The sequence below is a fragment of the Bacillus sp. CBEL-1 genome (genome assembly GCF_004348885.1).
In the GTDB taxonomy this organism is placed as follows: domain Bacteria; phylum Bacillota; class Bacilli; order Bacillales; family Bacillaceae_H; genus Priestia; species Priestia aryabhattai_A.
In genome coordinates this window covers 78851-94552 of record NZ_SBIM01000008.1, presented here as the reverse complement: position 1 = coordinate 94552, position 15702 = coordinate 78851, and the positions used below count along the sequence as shown (strand labels likewise).

Genomic DNA, 15702 nt, shown 5'->3' with positions numbered 1-15702 from the left:
AGAAAATCAGCTGTTTTGGACAAAAACAAACGGATAATGGCACAGTAGTATTTAATGAAGTAGAGATACTGTGTTCTTTTCAAACAGAGGAAAGTCAGCTAATCTCAACAATCAGACCGCATATTGCAAAAATAATCTTAATCTATATTCTACTTGGTATAGCTGAGGGGGCATTGGAAGAAGCCAAGAAATATACTAAGAATGAATCAAGGCCATGGGTAACCTCAAATGTTAATCATGCAACTAATGATCCTTATATCGGTGGGCACTCAATTATAAACTACCCGAGGTTACACCATATTCTTAAATATATACCCTAATTAAAAGGAGCGATCGTTTATGTCAAGCATAGTAGTTATTTCAGGAAGTCCGACTAAGCCCTCTAGGAGTGAGGCAATAGCTTCATATTTAAAGAAATATTTTGAAAGCAAACAACACCAGGTAGAAACAATAAATGTTCGTGACCTTCCCGCAGAAGACTTGCTACATGCTAATTTTAACAGCGGAGACATCAAGTATCGTTTGTCACAAATCAAACAAGCTCAAGCTGTAATAGTCGTTAGTCCCGTGTACAAAGCTAGCTACACTGGCATTTTAAAATCCTTTTTAGATTTAATTCCTGAAAAAGGGTTAGCTGATAAGATTGTATTACCAGTCGCAACGGGTGGTTCGTTTGCACATTTATTGTCATTGGAATATGCTTTTAAGCCTCTTTTCTCAATATTAGGTAGTCAACAAATTAATAGTGGGGTTTATTTGGTTGATTCCCAAATTAGCTATCAGCATCTTGAGCTTACTTTTCTTGATGACGAAATTAAAAGACGAGTAGATACAGCTTTACAGCAACTTTCAAATCAGCTAATCGAAAACGAGTCAGGTAGGAAACAATTTTAATTTCTTGTAAAAATAAAAAGGGTTTTGTGTTTATGTAAAAGAATGTTCTTGTGTTGAAATCAAGACAAGGGGAGGAATGATTATGACGCAAAAAAGAGAGTTGAAGCTTGAAACAGTAGCTATTCATGGAGGACAGGAAGTTGATCCGACGACGTTGTCAAGAGCAGTTCCAATTTATCAAACGTCCTCGTATGTATTTCATGACAGTGAACATGCGGCTAGTTTGTTCAGCTTGCAGAATGAAGGGAATATTTATAGCCGCATTATGAATCCTACTACGGATGTGTTTGAAAAGCGAATAGCTCTACTAGAAAAAGGAACAGGAGCGCTCGCGGTAGCATCTGGCCAGTCGGCCATTACGTTTTCAATCTTAAACATTGCGTCAGCTGGCGATGAAATCGTGTCGTCATCCAGTATTTATGGAGGAACGTACAATTTATTTGCCCATACGTTAGGGAAGCTTGGCATTAAGGTGCATTTTGTGGATGCTAGTGATGTCCGTAATTTTGAACATGCGATTACGGATAAAACAAAAGCTATTTTCGCTGAAACAATCGGTAACCCTAAAGGGAATATTCTTGATATTGAAGCAGTGGCAGACGTGGCTCATCGTCATGATATTCCTTTAATCGTAGACAACACGTTTCCAACACCGTACTTACTTCGTCCCATTGAACACGGAGCAGATATTGTGGTTCACTCCGCCACGAAGTTTATAGGCGGGCACGGTAGTTCAATCGGTGGTGTCATTGTGGACAGCGGTAAGTTTGATTGGAAAAAAAGCGGGAAGTTTAAAGGTTTAACGACACCAGACCCAAGTTATCACGGAGTGGTTTACACGGACGCAGTTGGAGAAAATGCTTATATTATAAAAGCACGCGTTCAATTACTGAGAGATGTAGGAGCAGCCCTATCACCATTTAACTCTTTTTTATTTTTACAAGGGCTTGAAACCTTACATTTACGAATGGAACGTCATAGCCAAAATGCACTGGCTGTAGCTCAATTTCTCGAGCAGCATGAAGCGGTTAAATCAGTAAGTTACCCGGGTTTAGAAAGTCACTCATCTTATGTACTAGCTAAAAAATATTTGCCACAAGGCCAAGGCGCCATTATGACGTTTGAAATTAAAGGAGGAATTAAAGCAGGTCAAAAGCTTATTGATTCTGTTCAGCTATTTTCTCATTTAGCGAACGTCGGAGACTCCAAATCACTAATTATTCATCCAGCGAGTACGACACATCAACAGTTGGCTCCTGAAGAACAGATAGCAAGCGGAGTCACGCCGGGGTTGATTCGTTTATCAATTGGAACAGAAGCAATTGAAGATATTATTGATGACCTTAAGCAAGCTATAAGTTTAAGCCAAGAATAATAAAAAAAGAGCAAAAGTGTTCATGGTGGCGAACTCTTTTGCTCTTTGTATTGAGCAAATGTAATACCTTCTCTCAGTAGTGGACAGGAGAATCAACTACATTCAATGAAAATATCTTTTTTGTTTCATCTTCTCTACAATTTAAGAATCCTAGCTCTACAAATAAAGATAAGTTTTTATAAACCGTATCGAAGCTGATTTTTTTATTTGTATTCTTCAAGTGATCAATTACTTGCTGAGCAGACAGCTCGGCATTTTGGCGACTACAGAAAAAGGATAGCAATACGCGACGTTGGCTAGTAATATGATAGCCATTTCTTTTTAAAAAAGTGATATATTCTTCTTGCATCATGTATGAACTCCTCAGTATAAACTGTATGAAGCAATAAAAAATTGCTTACTATTAAAATACTTGTTTAAACAAGTATTTGTCTAGTGATATGTTTTCTAACGTTTGTACGTATCCTAGTAGTTCCTTGTTAGTATAAAACTGGAAAAAAGACAAGGCTATTCTGCATTTTTCTAAACCTATTGAATCAAAATGACGAATTGTAGTAATCAGCAGAGCTCATTTTCTTATAATTAAGAGTGACACTTAGTCATAAAGTGGACTTTACAAATGAGGTGATGAGTTTTGAAGTGGAAAAAAACAATTGGAAAAGGCGTCGTGACAGCCGCTGTGCTCTCGTTTGGCATGTGGGTTTCAGCTGGTGATGCATCTGCTCATGGGTACATACAGGAGCCGGCAAGTAGAGGGTACGTTGGATCGCTTGAAAAGCAGGTCATTGGCTGGCAAGCTGCGATGGAGAAGTACGGAAGAGTCATCGACAGTCCTCAGTCTGTAGAAGGCCTAAAAGGCTTTCCAGAACGCGGGCCTGCTGATGGGCATATCGCATCAGCAGAAGGAGGACTGGGACAAATTGATCAAGTAATGGATCGTCAAACGGCAGATGCTTGGAAAAAGCAAGATTTAAAAGGTGGGTTAAATACGTTTACGTGGAAGTACACGGCTCCCCATGCAACTTCAAAGTGGCATTATTACATTACGAAAAAGAGCTGGAATCCCAATGAACCTTTAAAACGGTCAGATTTTGAACTAATTGGTACAGTGAATCACAATGGAACACCAGCAAATACAAATTTAAGTCATAAAATTAACGTGCCAACAGATCGGAATGGCTATCACGTTATTTTAGGTGTATGGGACGTAGCGGATACACCTAATGCTTTTTATAACGTCATTGATGTGAATTTAATCAACGATGAAGCAACTGACAAAGAGCCACCGTCAGCTCCTGCAAGCGTTGAAGCGTTAAGCGTTACAGATCGAACGGTTGAGCTAAGCTGGGGTAAATCAACAGATAATCAAGGAATTAAAGAATATGAGGTTTACCGCAACGGAGAAAAGGTTGCGACAACTACCAATACAGTTTACAAAGATTCCAGCGTTATGCCGGAAACGAGCTATGAATATTATATAAAAGCTATTGACTTTTCAGGGAACAGCAGCTCTGCTAGTCGAGTAGTTGCGGTGACAACTCAAAAATTGATTGAAGATACGGAAGCTCCAACAGCTCCAAGCGGTCTTCATAGTATGAAAGAGTCAGAGAGTTCCATTGAGTTAATGTGGTCGCCATCCGAGGACCAGGTAGGCGTTAAAGAATATGCAATCTACCGTGATGGACAGCTAATTGCAACGACTTCGAATACGTACTATGTAGATAAAAACCTGCAGCCGGCTACGAACTATACGTATACGGTCTTTGCCATTGACGCAGCGGGGAACGTTTCGGCTTCAAGTTCGTCACTAGAAGTTTCGACATTAAGCAGCAATTCTTCAGCAGAAGAGTGGAGTGAAAATAAAATTTATACTGCTGGTATGGTTGTTCAGTATAAAGGACTTGAATATAAAGCGAAATACTGGACCAAAGGCAATCAGCCTGATTCATCAGATGCGTGGGAGTTAGTAAGTGATGCCGTAGTGGAATGGAATGTCCAAAAAGCCTATCCAGGTGGTTCGAAAGTAAGGTATGGAAACCGCACATATGTAGCGCAATGGTGGACGCTTGGTGATACGCCAGGTACATCAGCCGTATGGAAGTTAGTAGAATAAGATTGTAGAATCAAGGAGGACATTCGTTTCAATGAGTGTCCTTTTTCATGTCACAGATCGGTATACCAAATTTATTTTTTGTAAATTCAAAAAAATGATTGAAATCAAAAACTGAAGGTGCTTTAATAAATGTAAGCGATAACATATCACATATGTGATAACTGAAAGGTGGGTGTTATTGTGAACGTAGAACGAATCGCTCGTAAAAAAATCTCAGAGTCAATTGAAGAGCAAATTGAAGCTATGATTGCTTCAGGTCAGTTCAAGCCGGGAGAAAAGCTTCCTTCTGTGCGAGAGCTATGCACATTATTTGGTGTAGGGCGCTCATCGGTTCGCGATGCCATTACCGCGCTTAAAGGTAAAGGGATTGTTGATGTGAAACAAGGAGAAGGAACGTTTATTTGTCAGTTCGATTCATCTAAAATGTTTCAGTATACGATGCTGTTGCCAAGCGAAGAGGATGTTCGAGAACTATTTCAAGTCCGAAAGATGCTGGAGCCAGGCATTGCTGAAATGGCTGCCAAAAATCGATCTCCAGAAGATTTAAAGAAATTAAAGCTAGCCCTCTCAAAAACATTTGAAAATGATTGGGAGGCTGATTACCACTTCCATCAAGTGATTGTCCATGCAGCCGGCAATAAAATGTTAACTCAATTCATCCAGTTTATTTCCACGACCATGCAAAAAGCAATGATTGATTTTTATCAGTACATTCAACCACACGAAGCAATTTTAAAAGAGATTGCGTCACACCACTATCACATCTATGAATCCATTAAACAATCAAATTCAAAAGATGCCTACATACACATGCTGAATCATTTAGAACTTGTTGAAAATATTCTACAAACAAGCTTAGCGCGCATCCAGCGCTAAGTCTTCATAAAAATTGAATTTCGATGGGGGAGTTTGATGATTGCAGAACGACTTTTTTCTGACCTTCAAGCGCTTTTTTCTGCTGAACAAGTGCAGGAAACAACAGAAGCACACCTGCTTGGAAATGGAGGAGAGGTTACGGTTTATCCCACTTCTGAAGCCGAAATTGCAGCTGTTTTAACGTATGCGAACCAACATGGATATACGGTATCCACCATGGGTGCAGGTACGAAGCGAGGCTTTGGCGGATTAGTGCAGTCTGCTAATATCTTGCTATCTCTTTCTCGCTATAAGGGAATTGTGGAGCATGTACCGGGTGACATGACGGTTACCGTAAAAGCGGGCACACCATTTAAAGAGCTACAAGATTATTTAGCTACGTACGGCCAGCAACTTTCTTTGGACCCGTATTGGCCAGAAACAGCAACAGTTGGCGGCGTTGTAGCAGCAAATGACAGCGGGCCTAAACGCCATGGATATGGGTCTTGTCGAGATATTGTCATTGGCATGAGGCTTGTATATCCTGATGGGCAAATCATTCGTTCTGGCGGAAAAGTTGTCAAAAACGTAGCCGGTTACGATATGAATAAGCTTTTCATTGGTTCAATGGGGACGCTTGCAGTCATTTCTGAAATTACGCTAAAGCTTCGGCCGCTTCCAAAGTGTGAATCACTTGTTGTTATTGCGTTTCGGAGTCGAGCTTTAATGAATATCAGGTCTCTCGCAACTCAGATTTTGGATTCTATGCTAGAGCCTATATCGCTACAACTCATGAGTCCTTCTTTGAGTAGAGAGCTAATTGGAGAAGACGCTTACTGTTTAGCCATTGCGTTGGAGGACGTTGAGAGCTCCGTTCGTTACCAGGAAAAAGTGCTTCAAAAATTAGGAGAACCACAAGCAGTTGTTTCCATTCAATCCGAAGAAGAGCGAATTCGCTTTTGGCACCAGTTTTACCGAACAGGGATTAATGGAGCTACTTTTACACAAGGTGACTCTCTAACAGTGGGTTTAAAGATAGGAGTAAAAAATCTCGATGCCCTCAAGATAGTAGAAACCGCAGATGTGCTTGCAAATTCATATGATGTCCGCATTCGGGCACACGGAGGAATCGGTCAAGGCCTTTGTCAAATCGACATTAGTGGTGACTCTAAAGGTGTTCTAGCAGCGATTGCTGAGATGCGTAAGCAAGTTCATGAGCTAAAAGGGTATGCAGTTGTTACGCACGCACCGCTTGTATTTCGTCAGCAAATCAATGTTTGGGGAGAAAAGCCAGCTCACTTCTTTTTATACGAAGGAATTAAATCAAAGATAGACCCGAACAAAATGTTAAATCATAAGCGATTTGTGGGAGGGATTTGATTTATGAGTGGAGAGGTTGTAAATGAGCCGGCCTGTACAGAGAAGAGCTTAACAAACTATTTATGGAAAGATAAGCCGGATCCAACGAAATGGGCTGACTGTGTGCACTGCGGTATGTGCTTGGAATCATGCCCAACCTATGAAATAACAGGTCAAGAGCAGCATTCACCAAGAGGGCGCGTTCACCTCATTAAGTCCGTAGCTGAAGGAAAGCTTGAAGTAAACGAACAGCTGATTGATCCAGTTTTTGATTGCTTAGACTGCAGAGCCTGTACGACGGCCTGTCCAGCTGATGTGGACGTTGGGGGGCTGATTGAAGAAGCGCGCGGACAAATCCGCCAAGCGATGCCGCTTACCGGTGTGAAAGGAACCGTAAACGAGTTCTTTTTAAAAGGATTATTTCCACACCAGCGACGTCTAGAGTCCGTCGGTTCACTGCTAAAGTTTTATCAAAAAAGCGGGCTGCAAAAAGCTGTTCGAAAGACGGGGCTTATGAGCTTAATGCCAAAGCATTTAGCTGAAATGGAAGCAGTCATGCCAGATATTAAACAGCCTGTACAAAAAAAATATAAGAAACAAACAACGATTCCTGCCAATAATGAAGCAAAAGCAAACGTAGCCTTTTTAACTGGATGCGTCATGGACGTGATGTTCAGCGATATTAATGATGCGACCATTCAAGTGTTAACGCGCAACGGAAACAACGTGACGATTCCGAAAAACCAAACGTGCTGCGGTGCTTTGCATGTGCATGCTGGTGACCGAGATATGGGAAGGAAGCTTGCAAAACAAAACATTGAAGCATTTGAAAATGACGAAACCATCATTGTAAATGCAGCGGGATGCGGCTGTATGCTACAAGAATATTCCGAGCTGTTTCGAGAAGAAGAAACGGAATGGTACGACAGAGCCAAAGCATTTTCCAGCAAAGTTCAGGACATTTCAAAATACCTATATGATACGGGCTATGAAAAACCGAAAGCGTCTTTACACACAACGATTACTTATCATGATGCTTGCCATCTTGCGCACGGTCAAGGCGTGAGAAAAGAGCCGCGCGATTTACTTCTTAACATACCGGGAGTGGAAATGGTGCATATGCCAAATGCCGATCGGTGCTGTGGCAGCGCTGGGATTTATAATATGACCAATCCAGAAATGGCAGGTGAAATTTTAAAAAGCAAAATGGAAAGCGTGCCCGAAGATGCTGAGCTAATCTCTATGGGAAATCCCGGTTGTATGCTTCAAATGGCAATGGGTGTAAAAAAATACGGTCGCAGCCAAAAGATTGTCCATACGGTTCAGCTGCTGCAGTGGGCGTATGAAAAAGAAGATGAAGAAAAGGGGTATCGCTCATGAAGAAGAAAAAAATTCGTTCAAATGATGTGCATATCCTAGCGCTGGCTGCTCTTGTAGAAGGGAGAGGATCCATCTTATATGAAGAAGCGGATCTGCTCGCTTACGACTGCGATGGGTTTACCGTTCATCGCAAGCTGCCAAGAGCAGTGGTTTTCCCTGAGAATGCTGAAGAAGTGGCAAAAGTTGTGCGCTACTGCTCAAAGCATAATCTACCGTTTTTAGCTAGGGGAGCTGGTACAGGTCTAAGCGGTGGAGCAATTCCTCTCAACAATGAAGTAGTTATTAGCCTTGTTCGAATGAAGCGCTTGGTGAGCGTGGATCTTGAAAACCGACAGGCAGTTGTTGAGCCTGGATTCATTAATTTAAAGCTCACAAACTCAATTGCAGATAAAGGCTATTATTACGCTCCTGATCCATCAAGTCAATACTGTTGTACAATTGGAGGCAACGTTGCGGAAAACGCAGGCGGCGCTCATTGTTTAAAGTATGGCGTCACAACAAATCATATTTTAGCACTTGAAGTAGTATTGCCAAATGGTGAAATCATTACTATTGGGGGAGAAGGTATTCAGGATACGCCAGGCTATGATCTTTTGGGACTGTTAACTGGCTCCGAAGGAACGCTTGGAATCGTAACGAAGATTACAGTTCGGATCTTAAAAAACCCTGAAGCCAAGCAGACGGTGCTAGCTTATTTTGACCATGTTTCAGATGGAAGCCAAGCGGTGTCTGATATCATTTCAGCAGGTATCGTTCCAGCTGCTCTTGAAATGATGGATAAGATTGCGATTGAAGGTGTCGAGGCAGCGGCATTCCCAGTGGGCCACCCAAAAGACATTGAAGCGGTATTGCTTATTGAAGTGGATGGAATCTCAGCTGGCATTGGGGAACAAATTGATGAAATTCTTGCCGTTTGTCGACGGCATCACGTCAGAGAAGTAAAAGTAGCAAAAGATGAACAAGAGCGAGCAAGCTGGTGGGCAAACCGGAAAACGGGTTTTGGAGCGATGGGAGCAATCTCACCCGATTATCTAGTACAAGACGGCGTTATTCCGAGAAGCAAACTGCCAGAAGTGCTGGAGCGAATCAACGAAGTTAGCAAGCGATATGAGTTAAGAATTGCGAATATCTTTCACGCTGGTGATGGTAATCTACATCCGCTCATTCTATTCGATATGGCAAAGCCGGGAGAAACGGACAGAGCGTTAAAAGCAGGCAGTGAGTGTTTACAGATTTGTGCAGATGTTGGCGGAACCATTACAGGAGAACACGGTGTGGGTATCGAAAAGAAAGAAGAAATGAAATTTGTCTTTACGGATGAGGAAATTTTGGCTCAGACAAACATTCGTGAAGTGTTTAACCCAGAAAATTTACTAAATGCGGGTAAGCTGTTTCCAACTCCAAGTCGTTGCGCTGAAATTAAGCGTGATTTAAAGGATAAGCAAACAGCTGGACGTCCGTAATTATTAAGAGGAGGAAGTAAAATGGTAGCTTATAAACAAATTGGAAAACTTCAGGTAGCACCTGTTTTGTACAAATTTATTAATGAAGAAGCTCTGCCCGAGACTGGATTACAAGAGGAGGCATTTTGGAAAGGATTCGAACAACTTGTTGATGAGCTGACGCCAGAAAATAAAGCACTGCTTGCTAAACGTGATGAACTGCAAGCCAAATTAAATCGATGGCATCGTGAAAATCGTGATTCCTTTGACTTTAATGCGTACAAAGCATTTCTTACGAGCATTGGCTATTTAGAAGCAGACGTAGCTGATTTTCAAATTTCAACAGCTAACGTAGACGATGAAATTGCGCTTCAAGCTGGGCCTCAGCTTGTTGTACCAGTTAACAATGCTCGCTACGCAATTAACGCGGCGAATGCTCGCTGGGGCAGCCTATATGATGCGCTTTACGGAACGGATGCAATCAGCTCAGAGAATGGAGCAGGAGTTCAAGGTCAGTATAATCCAATTCGAGGTGAAAAGGTCATTGCATTTGCAAAATCCTTTTTAAATCATACAATTCCATTAAAAGAAGGAAAGCATGAGAACGTTGTGCAGTACGTTGTGACGAATAAGGTGGAAGCTACGTTGGAGGACGGAACAATAACGGAGCTTAAAGAGCCGAGCAAGTGGATTGGTTATCAAGGTGAAGGTTCAAACCCAAGTGCGCTGCTGTTTAAAAATAATGGTCTCCATTTTGAAATTCAAATTGATCGTCAAGATGCGATTGGGAAAAGCGATGATGCAGGTGTAAAAGATGTGCTGCTTGAATCAGCTGTTACAACCATTATGGACTGTGAAGATTCGGTAGCTGCAGTAGATGCTGAAGACAAAGTGGAAGTGTATCGAAACTGGTTAGGCTTAATGAAAGGTGATTTAACAGCGACGTTTAAAAAAGGTACAAAAACAGTGACTCGTACGCTAAATAGCGATCGCCAGTATGAAACGACAAGCGGAAATACCGTGACGCTTTCTGGACGCTCTTTGATGTTTGTACGCAACGTAGGTCATTTGATGAGCAACAGCGCCATTTTAGACGCCAATGGTGATGAAATTCAAGAAGGTATCCTAGATAGCGTGATTACAAGTTTAATAGCAAAGCATACGCTGCTTGGAAACGGTAAGTATCAAAATTCCCAACAGGGCTCTGTGTATATTGTAAAGCCGAAAATGCATGGCTCTGAAGAAGTAGCATTTGCTAATAAGCTGTTTAATCGCGTAGAAGATTTAATCGAACTGCCTCGCTATACCCTTAAAATTGGAGTGATGGATGAAGAGCGCAGAACGTCACTGAACTTAAAAGCGTGTATTGAAAAAGTCAAAAATCGCGTTGCGTTTATTAACACAGGATTCTTAGACCGCACCGGAGATGAAATGCATACGTCTATGGAAGCAGGCGTCATGATTCGAAAAAATGATATGAAATCATCCGCTTGGCTAGCAGGCTATGAAAAATCAAATGTACTAACAGGATTAGCAAGCGGATTTCAAGGAAAAGCGCAAATTGGAAAAGGCATGTGGGCAATGCCAGATCTAATGGCTGAGATGTTGAAACAAAAAGTGGGTCACTTAAAAGCGGGAGCAAATACGGCATGGGTTCCATCACCAACCGCAGCTACGCTACATGCTCTTCACTATCATGAAGTCTCGGTTGTAGACGTTCAAAACCAACTGATGAACGATTCTACTAATTTGCGAGATGATATTTTACAGGTGCCGCTTGCTGAAGAAGCTAACTGGACAAAAGAAGAGATACAGCAAGAATTAGATAACAACGCACAAGGTATACTGGGCTATGTAGTACGCTGGATAGATCAAGGAATTGGATGCTCAAAGGTTCCCGATATTAACGATGTAGGCTTAATGGAAGACAGAGCAACGCTTCGTATTTCAAGTCAGCACGTAGCAAACTGGTTACATCACGGAATTTGTACAAAAGAGCAAGTTCTTGCGACGCTACAACGAATGGCGAAAGTCGTAGATAGCCAGAATGTGGGTGACGCTAACTATAAACCAATGGCACCTCATTATGAAAAGTCAGTTGCATTCCAAGCAGCGTGCGACCTTGTTTTTAAAGGATATGACCAACCAAACGGATACACTGAGCCAATCTTGCATGCGCGCCGTATTGAAGCAAAAGCAAAGCAAGCAATCCAACAAAAATAAGCGAAGCAAGGAGCGAGGTTACGTATGAAATTTGCGCGTTTTGAATTAGAAGGTGCGATACGCCAAGGAGTAGTAGAAAAAGAAAGCATTCGTGAAATAACAGGTAATGTATTTACGGAATGGGAATACACGGGGCGCACGTTTATACGAGAAGATGTAAAACTGTTAGCACCAATACAGCCAAATCAGATTATTGGTATAGGGGCTAATTACGTGAAGGCTGTGAGCGAGCTGCCTGAAAAGCTTCCTGACATTCCGGTATTTTTCTTTAAACCAACTTCATCTGTTATTGGGCCAGGTGAAGATATTATCATTCCGGAAGGAATTGAAGAAGTGAAATTTGAATCTGAGCTTGCGGTTGTTATCGGAAAAGAAGCAAAAAATCTTTCAGCTTCGAATGTTCGTGAGCATATCTTTGGCTATACGATTGGAAATGACGTAACGGCACCGCAATTTATTCATCCGGACGGCCATTGGACGGTAGGAAAATCGTTTGATACATTCACGCCGCTTGGTCCTTATATTGAAACGGAGCTTGATCTTACAAATATCCGTGTGAAAGCGACGCTGGATGGAGTAGAAAAGCAAAATAGCGGGATGGATCTTATCATCGTCTCAGTTGAAAAAATGGTTGCTTATCTCTCTAATGTGATGACGCTCAAACCAGGAGACGTTATTTTAACGGGTAGTCCGGTAGGGGCCGAATTAGTGGGCGCAGGAAGCACTATTGATTGTCATATCGATGAAATTGGTTCACTGAACAATGCTTTTAGCAAAGTAAAAGTCAGCGTGAATTAACAAGAAAGAATGATTTGAAACAGCTTGGTATCTGCGATAAACTTGCGTGTCTACACGAATAAAACAGGTTCAGGCTGCTTAGTATTTCAATCATAACAAAAAATGACCTGTTCGAATTGCGACGTAATCGGATTTCGAGCAGGTTTTTATTTATGAAAAAAGGTAATAGCTTGACTGAAAAGAATGTTCTCTCACATAAAATAAACTGTTTTTAACACTTGTTGAAAAGGGGGAAGAAAAGCATGAGTACTGGAATGTTAGCGCTTCTATCACTTTTACCGATTTTAGCCGTTGGTATTTTTTTAGTAGGCCTGAGGTGGCCTGCTAGCAAAGCGATGCCAATTTCTTACGTGGTGGCTGTAGGGTTAGCCTTGTTTGTATGGAAGGTACCTGGTGTAACAATTGCTGCAGCTTCTATAAATGGTTTGGTCGTCGCAGGGACGCTTTTATATATTATTTTTGGTGCAATTTTATTACTGAATACTTTACAGGAAAGCGGTGGTATTAAAACGATCCGTCAAGGCTTTACAGATATATCGCCGGATCGTCGCATTCAAGTGATTATTATTGCCTGGTTATTTGGTTCATTTATTGAAGGCGCTTCTGGATTTGGTACTCCAGCTGCCGTTGCGGTACCGCTTTTAGTAGGCCTAGGCTTTCCTGCCATGGCAGCGGTTATTGCAGGGATGGTTATTCAAAGTACGCCGGTTTCATTCGGTGCAGTAGGAACACCAATGCTAGTCGGCGTTCAAACAGGATTATCAGCAGATGCAAGCATTACGGATAATTTTCTAGCACTAGTAACTGAAATCGGTGGACAGGTAGCAATTTTACACATGATTGCGGGGACATTTATTCCACTGTTTGTTGTGGCACTCATGACAAAGTTCTTTGGGAAGAATAAATCGTTTACGGAAGGAATCCGTGTTTGGAAGTTTGCGCTCTTTGCAGCGTTTGCGATGACCATTCCATATGTACTGGTTGCAAATCTACTAGGTCCTGAGTTTCCATCCATGATTGGCGGGTTAGTCGGACTTGCTGTTGTTGTTTTTGCTGCTAAAAGAGGATTTTTAATGCCGGATAAAGAAGAAGCATGGGACTTTGAAGAAAAAAGTAAGTGGAATTCGGAGTGGGTAGGTAGTTTAGAAATAAAGGATGTTGCGTATCATAGTGGACAAATGAGCATGTTGCGTGCGTGGCTCCCTTACGTATTAGTTGGGGCATTCTTAGTATTATCAAGATTGAAAGCGCTTCCTATTTTGGGGTGGCTACAGTCGTGGACCGTTTCGTTTCCGAATATATTTGGTTCTGAAGTAAGTGCAAGTTTTCAGCCACTGTATCTTCCCGGAACAATTTTTATCTTTGTATCTTTAATCACTTATTTTCTTCATCATATGAATAAAAGCGCGTACAAAGCAGCATGGAAGCAGTCTGCTAAAACAACTGTTGCTGCGTCTACAGCGTTAATTTTTACGGTGCCAATGGTGCAGGTCTTTATTAATTCAGGAGGAGGAGCAGCGGGATTCGATAAAATGCCAATTGAATTAGCGAATGGTGCAGCTGCTTTAGCAGGCGAGTATTGGCCGTTGCTTTCCACTTTTATTGGAGGGTTAGGTGCATTCATTGCTGGCAGCAACACCGTAAGCAATATGATGTTTTCATTGTTTCAATACGATGTTGGTACACAAATTGGCGTAAATCCAACTTGGATTGTTGCTTTGCAAGCGGTGGGCGGAGCGGCTGGAAATATGATTTGTGTTCATAATGTGGTGGCAGCTTCGGCCGTTGTAGGGTTGGTTGGAAAAGAAGGAGCCGTTATTCGAAAAACATTGCTGCCGTTTATGTACTATGCACTATTATCAGGAGCAGTTGGGTATGCAATCGTTTGGTATGCTGAAAAAGGGTTACTTAATATCGGATCAATTATTGTTGTAGGTGTCTTCTTTGTAGCAGTTTATATAATCAGTACAAATAATCGTCGCACGCAGTTCATCTCTTCTGGAAATAAAACAAAGTTTTTAGACTAATAACCAAAAGCGAAGTGGAGAAAAAATTCCACTTCGCTTTTGGTTATTTTTGAACATAATCAGGGAAATCAGTAATAATGGCGTCTACGTTCATCGATAAAAGAAAATCAGCGGTTTGCTGATTGCGCACGGTCCAAGAGGAAATCTTCATTCCATTATTATGTACATTTGTCACTAACTCGCTTGTAACGAGCCCATAATGGGGATTAAAATAATCAGCATATGTGGCAAACTGCTGGAGCTTTTCCACTGTTATGTCTGCTTTAGATCCTGTTAAGACGCCAATTGGAACGCTTGGAAGCAGCTGGTCCATCTTTTTCATCGAGTCGAAATTAAATGACTGAACAATAATCTTCTCATTATTTGGCTTGTCCATATTGCGTTCTTGTAACTCATCAGCAATTTTTGCTTCAATACCTGGATAAAGTTCGGGCGACTTTAGTTCAATTAGAATCCCAATTTTTCCGCGGTATCGATCCAAAATTTCTTCAAATGTTGGAATGGGCTCTCCAGCAAATTCAGTTCCTTTCCAGCTTCCAGCATCTAACGATTGCAGTTCTTCTAACGTTAAATCTTTAACGGAGCCTGTACCGTTTGTCGTACGGTCTACGGTTAAATCGTGAATGACCACAAGCTCCCCATCTTTACTTTGCTGTACATCAATCTCAATATAATCTGATTTCATTTCAAACGCTTTATCAAATGCAGCAATCGTATTTTCTGGAGCATATCCAGATGCACCACGATGCGCTACGTTGTCTACGTCATGTTTTGCAGCTGATGCTTGCTGTAAAGGGCTTAGTAATAAAGCAAATGAAATCCCAACGCCTGCTAATACTTTCTTATTCATCTCTTCATCTCCCAACTCAAACTGTTTTCACGTTTCAGTATAAAATTGGAATATTGACACTGTATGAATCGTACATTGAGATTTGATTACAAGAAGATGAATAAAAATAGATACAAAGCCTTACTTTTATTTACAAATCAGCTAATGTTTCGACAGCTTTTAGACAGAATGGATCTCTTTTACACGCCCTACCTGTCCATCTGTTAGTCGAACTTTGATGCCGTGAGGGTGAAAAGAGGACTTGGTTAACAAATCTTTCACAATTCCCTCCGTTAATTTTCCAGTTCGTTGATCTGCTTTCAGAACGATCGATACCTTCGTTCCAGGAGAAATATCACTTCGATTTTGTCCGCTCATTTATAGCCACTTCACTTTCACGATGTGCT

The 15702-nt window shown here is 41.4% G+C and carries 13 protein-coding genes; 10 read left to right on the top strand and 3 right to left on the bottom strand.

All coding sequences use genetic code 11. The features are described 5' to 3' along the window. The first annotated feature begins 339 nt into the window (after positions 1 to 339). On the top strand, positions 340 to 894 hold the full coding sequence (ssuE, locus tag EPL02_RS06480; RefSeq protein WP_131887306.1) for an NADPH-dependent FMN reductase: 555 nt from the start codon (positions 340 to 342) through the stop codon (positions 892 to 894). An 82-nt stretch (positions 895 to 976) separates the two neighbouring features. Then, positions 977 to 2269: a homocysteine synthase gene (locus EPL02_RS06475; protein WP_131887305.1), complete on the top strand. Its 1293-nt coding sequence runs from the start codon at positions 977 to 979 to the stop codon at positions 2267 to 2269. 73 nt (positions 2270 to 2342) lie between these two features. Here the strand turns inward: EPL02_RS06475 and EPL02_RS06470 are convergent, their stop codons facing one another. Then, positions 2343 to 2621 (bottom strand): Fur family transcriptional regulator, encoded by a 279-nt coding sequence (locus EPL02_RS06470; protein WP_131887304.1) that lies wholly within the window; start codon positions 2619 to 2621, stop codon positions 2343 to 2345. A gap of 282 nt (positions 2622 to 2903) precedes the next feature. On the opposite strand from EPL02_RS06470, the gene EPL02_RS06465 reads away from it, so the two are divergent. From EPL02_RS06465 to EPL02_RS06430, 8 genes are all read left to right on the top strand, one after another. After that, the gene (locus EPL02_RS06465) at positions 2904 to 4382 is read left to right on the top strand and encodes a lytic polysaccharide monooxygenase (protein ID WP_131887303.1); all 1479 of its coding nucleotides are present in this window, start codon (positions 2904 to 2906) and stop codon (positions 4380 to 4382) included. A 180-nt stretch (positions 4383 to 4562) separates the two neighbouring features. Continuing rightward, on the top strand, positions 4563 to 5258 hold the full coding sequence (locus tag EPL02_RS06460; RefSeq protein ID WP_094912230.1) for a FadR/GntR family transcriptional regulator: 696 nt from the start codon (positions 4563 to 4565) through the stop codon (positions 5256 to 5258). Positions 5259 to 5294: 36 nt separating this feature from the next. Then, entirely contained in the window at positions 5295 to 6617 is a 1323-nt protein-coding gene (locus EPL02_RS06455; RefSeq protein WP_131887302.1) for an FAD-binding oxidoreductase, read from the top strand. 3 nt (positions 6618 to 6620) lie between these two features. Continuing rightward, on the top strand, positions 6621 to 7976 hold the full coding sequence (locus EPL02_RS06450) for a (Fe-S)-binding protein (RefSeq protein WP_131887301.1): 1356 nt from the start codon (positions 6621 to 6623) through the stop codon (positions 7974 to 7976). Then, complete coding sequence (locus EPL02_RS06445) at positions 7973 to 9439, top strand: FAD-binding oxidoreductase (protein WP_131887300.1); 1467 nt, start codon at positions 7973 to 7975, stop codon at positions 9437 to 9439. Before EPL02_RS06450 ends, EPL02_RS06445 begins: the two co-directional genes overlap by 4 nt. A 21-nt stretch (positions 9440 to 9460) precedes the next feature. Then, positions 9461 to 11641 (top strand): malate synthase G, encoded by a 2181-nt coding sequence (locus EPL02_RS06440; protein WP_131887299.1) that lies wholly within the window; start codon positions 9461 to 9463, stop codon positions 11639 to 11641. Between the two features lie 24 nt (positions 11642 to 11665). Continuing rightward, a complete protein-coding gene (locus EPL02_RS06435; RefSeq protein WP_094912235.1) occupies positions 11666 to 12439 on the top strand; it encodes a fumarylacetoacetate hydrolase family protein in 774 nt (257 codons plus the stop codon). A 242-nt stretch (positions 12440 to 12681) separates the two neighbouring features. After that, complete coding sequence (locus tag EPL02_RS06430) at positions 12682 to 14466, top strand: L-lactate permease (protein ID WP_131887298.1); 1785 nt, start codon at positions 12682 to 12684, stop codon at positions 14464 to 14466. Between the two features lie 43 nt (positions 14467 to 14509). On the opposite strand, the gene EPL02_RS06425 is transcribed toward EPL02_RS06430, so the two are convergent. Further along, the gene (locus EPL02_RS06425; RefSeq protein WP_094912237.1) at positions 14510 to 15316 is read right to left on the bottom strand and encodes a glycerophosphodiester phosphodiesterase; all 807 of its coding nucleotides are present in this window, start codon (positions 15314 to 15316) and stop codon (positions 14510 to 14512) included. Between the two features lie 159 nt (positions 15317 to 15475). Then, positions 15476 to 15673, bottom strand: a complete 198-nt coding sequence (locus EPL02_RS06420) for a YwbE family protein (RefSeq protein ID WP_094912238.1) — start codon at positions 15671 to 15673, stop codon at positions 15476 to 15478. Positions 15674 to 15702 lie beyond the last annotated feature (29 nt).

What these genes read in the sequence shown, in the direction of transcription:
- EPL02_RS06430 (WP_131887298.1), top strand. Translation starts at nt 12,682, where the DNA reads ATGAGTACTGGAATGTTAGCGCTTCTATCACTTTTACCGATTTTAGCC.
- ssuE (WP_131887306.1), top strand. Translation starts at nt 340, where the DNA reads ATGTCAAGCATAGTAGTTATTTCAGGAAGTCCGACTAAGCCCTCTAGG.
- EPL02_RS06450 (WP_131887301.1), top strand. Translation starts at nt 6,621, where the DNA reads ATGAGTGGAGAGGTTGTAAATGAGCCGGCCTGTACAGAGAAGAGCTTA.
- EPL02_RS06440 (WP_131887299.1), top strand. Translation starts at nt 9,461, where the DNA reads ATGGTAGCTTATAAACAAATTGGAAAACTTCAGGTAGCACCTGTTTTG.
- EPL02_RS06455 (WP_131887302.1), top strand. Translation starts at nt 5,295, where the DNA reads ATGATTGCAGAACGACTTTTTTCTGACCTTCAAGCGCTTTTTTCTGCT.
- EPL02_RS06470 (WP_131887304.1), bottom strand. Translation starts at nt 2,621, where the DNA reads ATGATGCAAGAAGAATATATCACTTTTTTAAAAAGAAATGGCTATCAT.
- EPL02_RS06420 (WP_094912238.1), bottom strand. Translation starts at nt 15,673, where the DNA reads ATGAGCGGACAAAATCGAAGTGATATTTCTCCTGGAACGAAGGTATCG.
- EPL02_RS06475 (WP_131887305.1), top strand. Translation starts at nt 977, where the DNA reads ATGACGCAAAAAAGAGAGTTGAAGCTTGAAACAGTAGCTATTCATGGA.
- EPL02_RS06425 (WP_094912237.1), bottom strand. Translation starts at nt 15,316, where the DNA reads ATGAATAAGAAAGTATTAGCAGGCGTTGGGATTTCATTTGCTTTATTA.
- EPL02_RS06445 (WP_131887300.1), top strand. Translation starts at nt 7,973, where the DNA reads ATGAAGAAGAAAAAAATTCGTTCAAATGATGTGCATATCCTAGCGCTG.
- EPL02_RS06435 (WP_094912235.1), top strand. Translation starts at nt 11,666, where the DNA reads ATGAAATTTGCGCGTTTTGAATTAGAAGGTGCGATACGCCAAGGAGTA.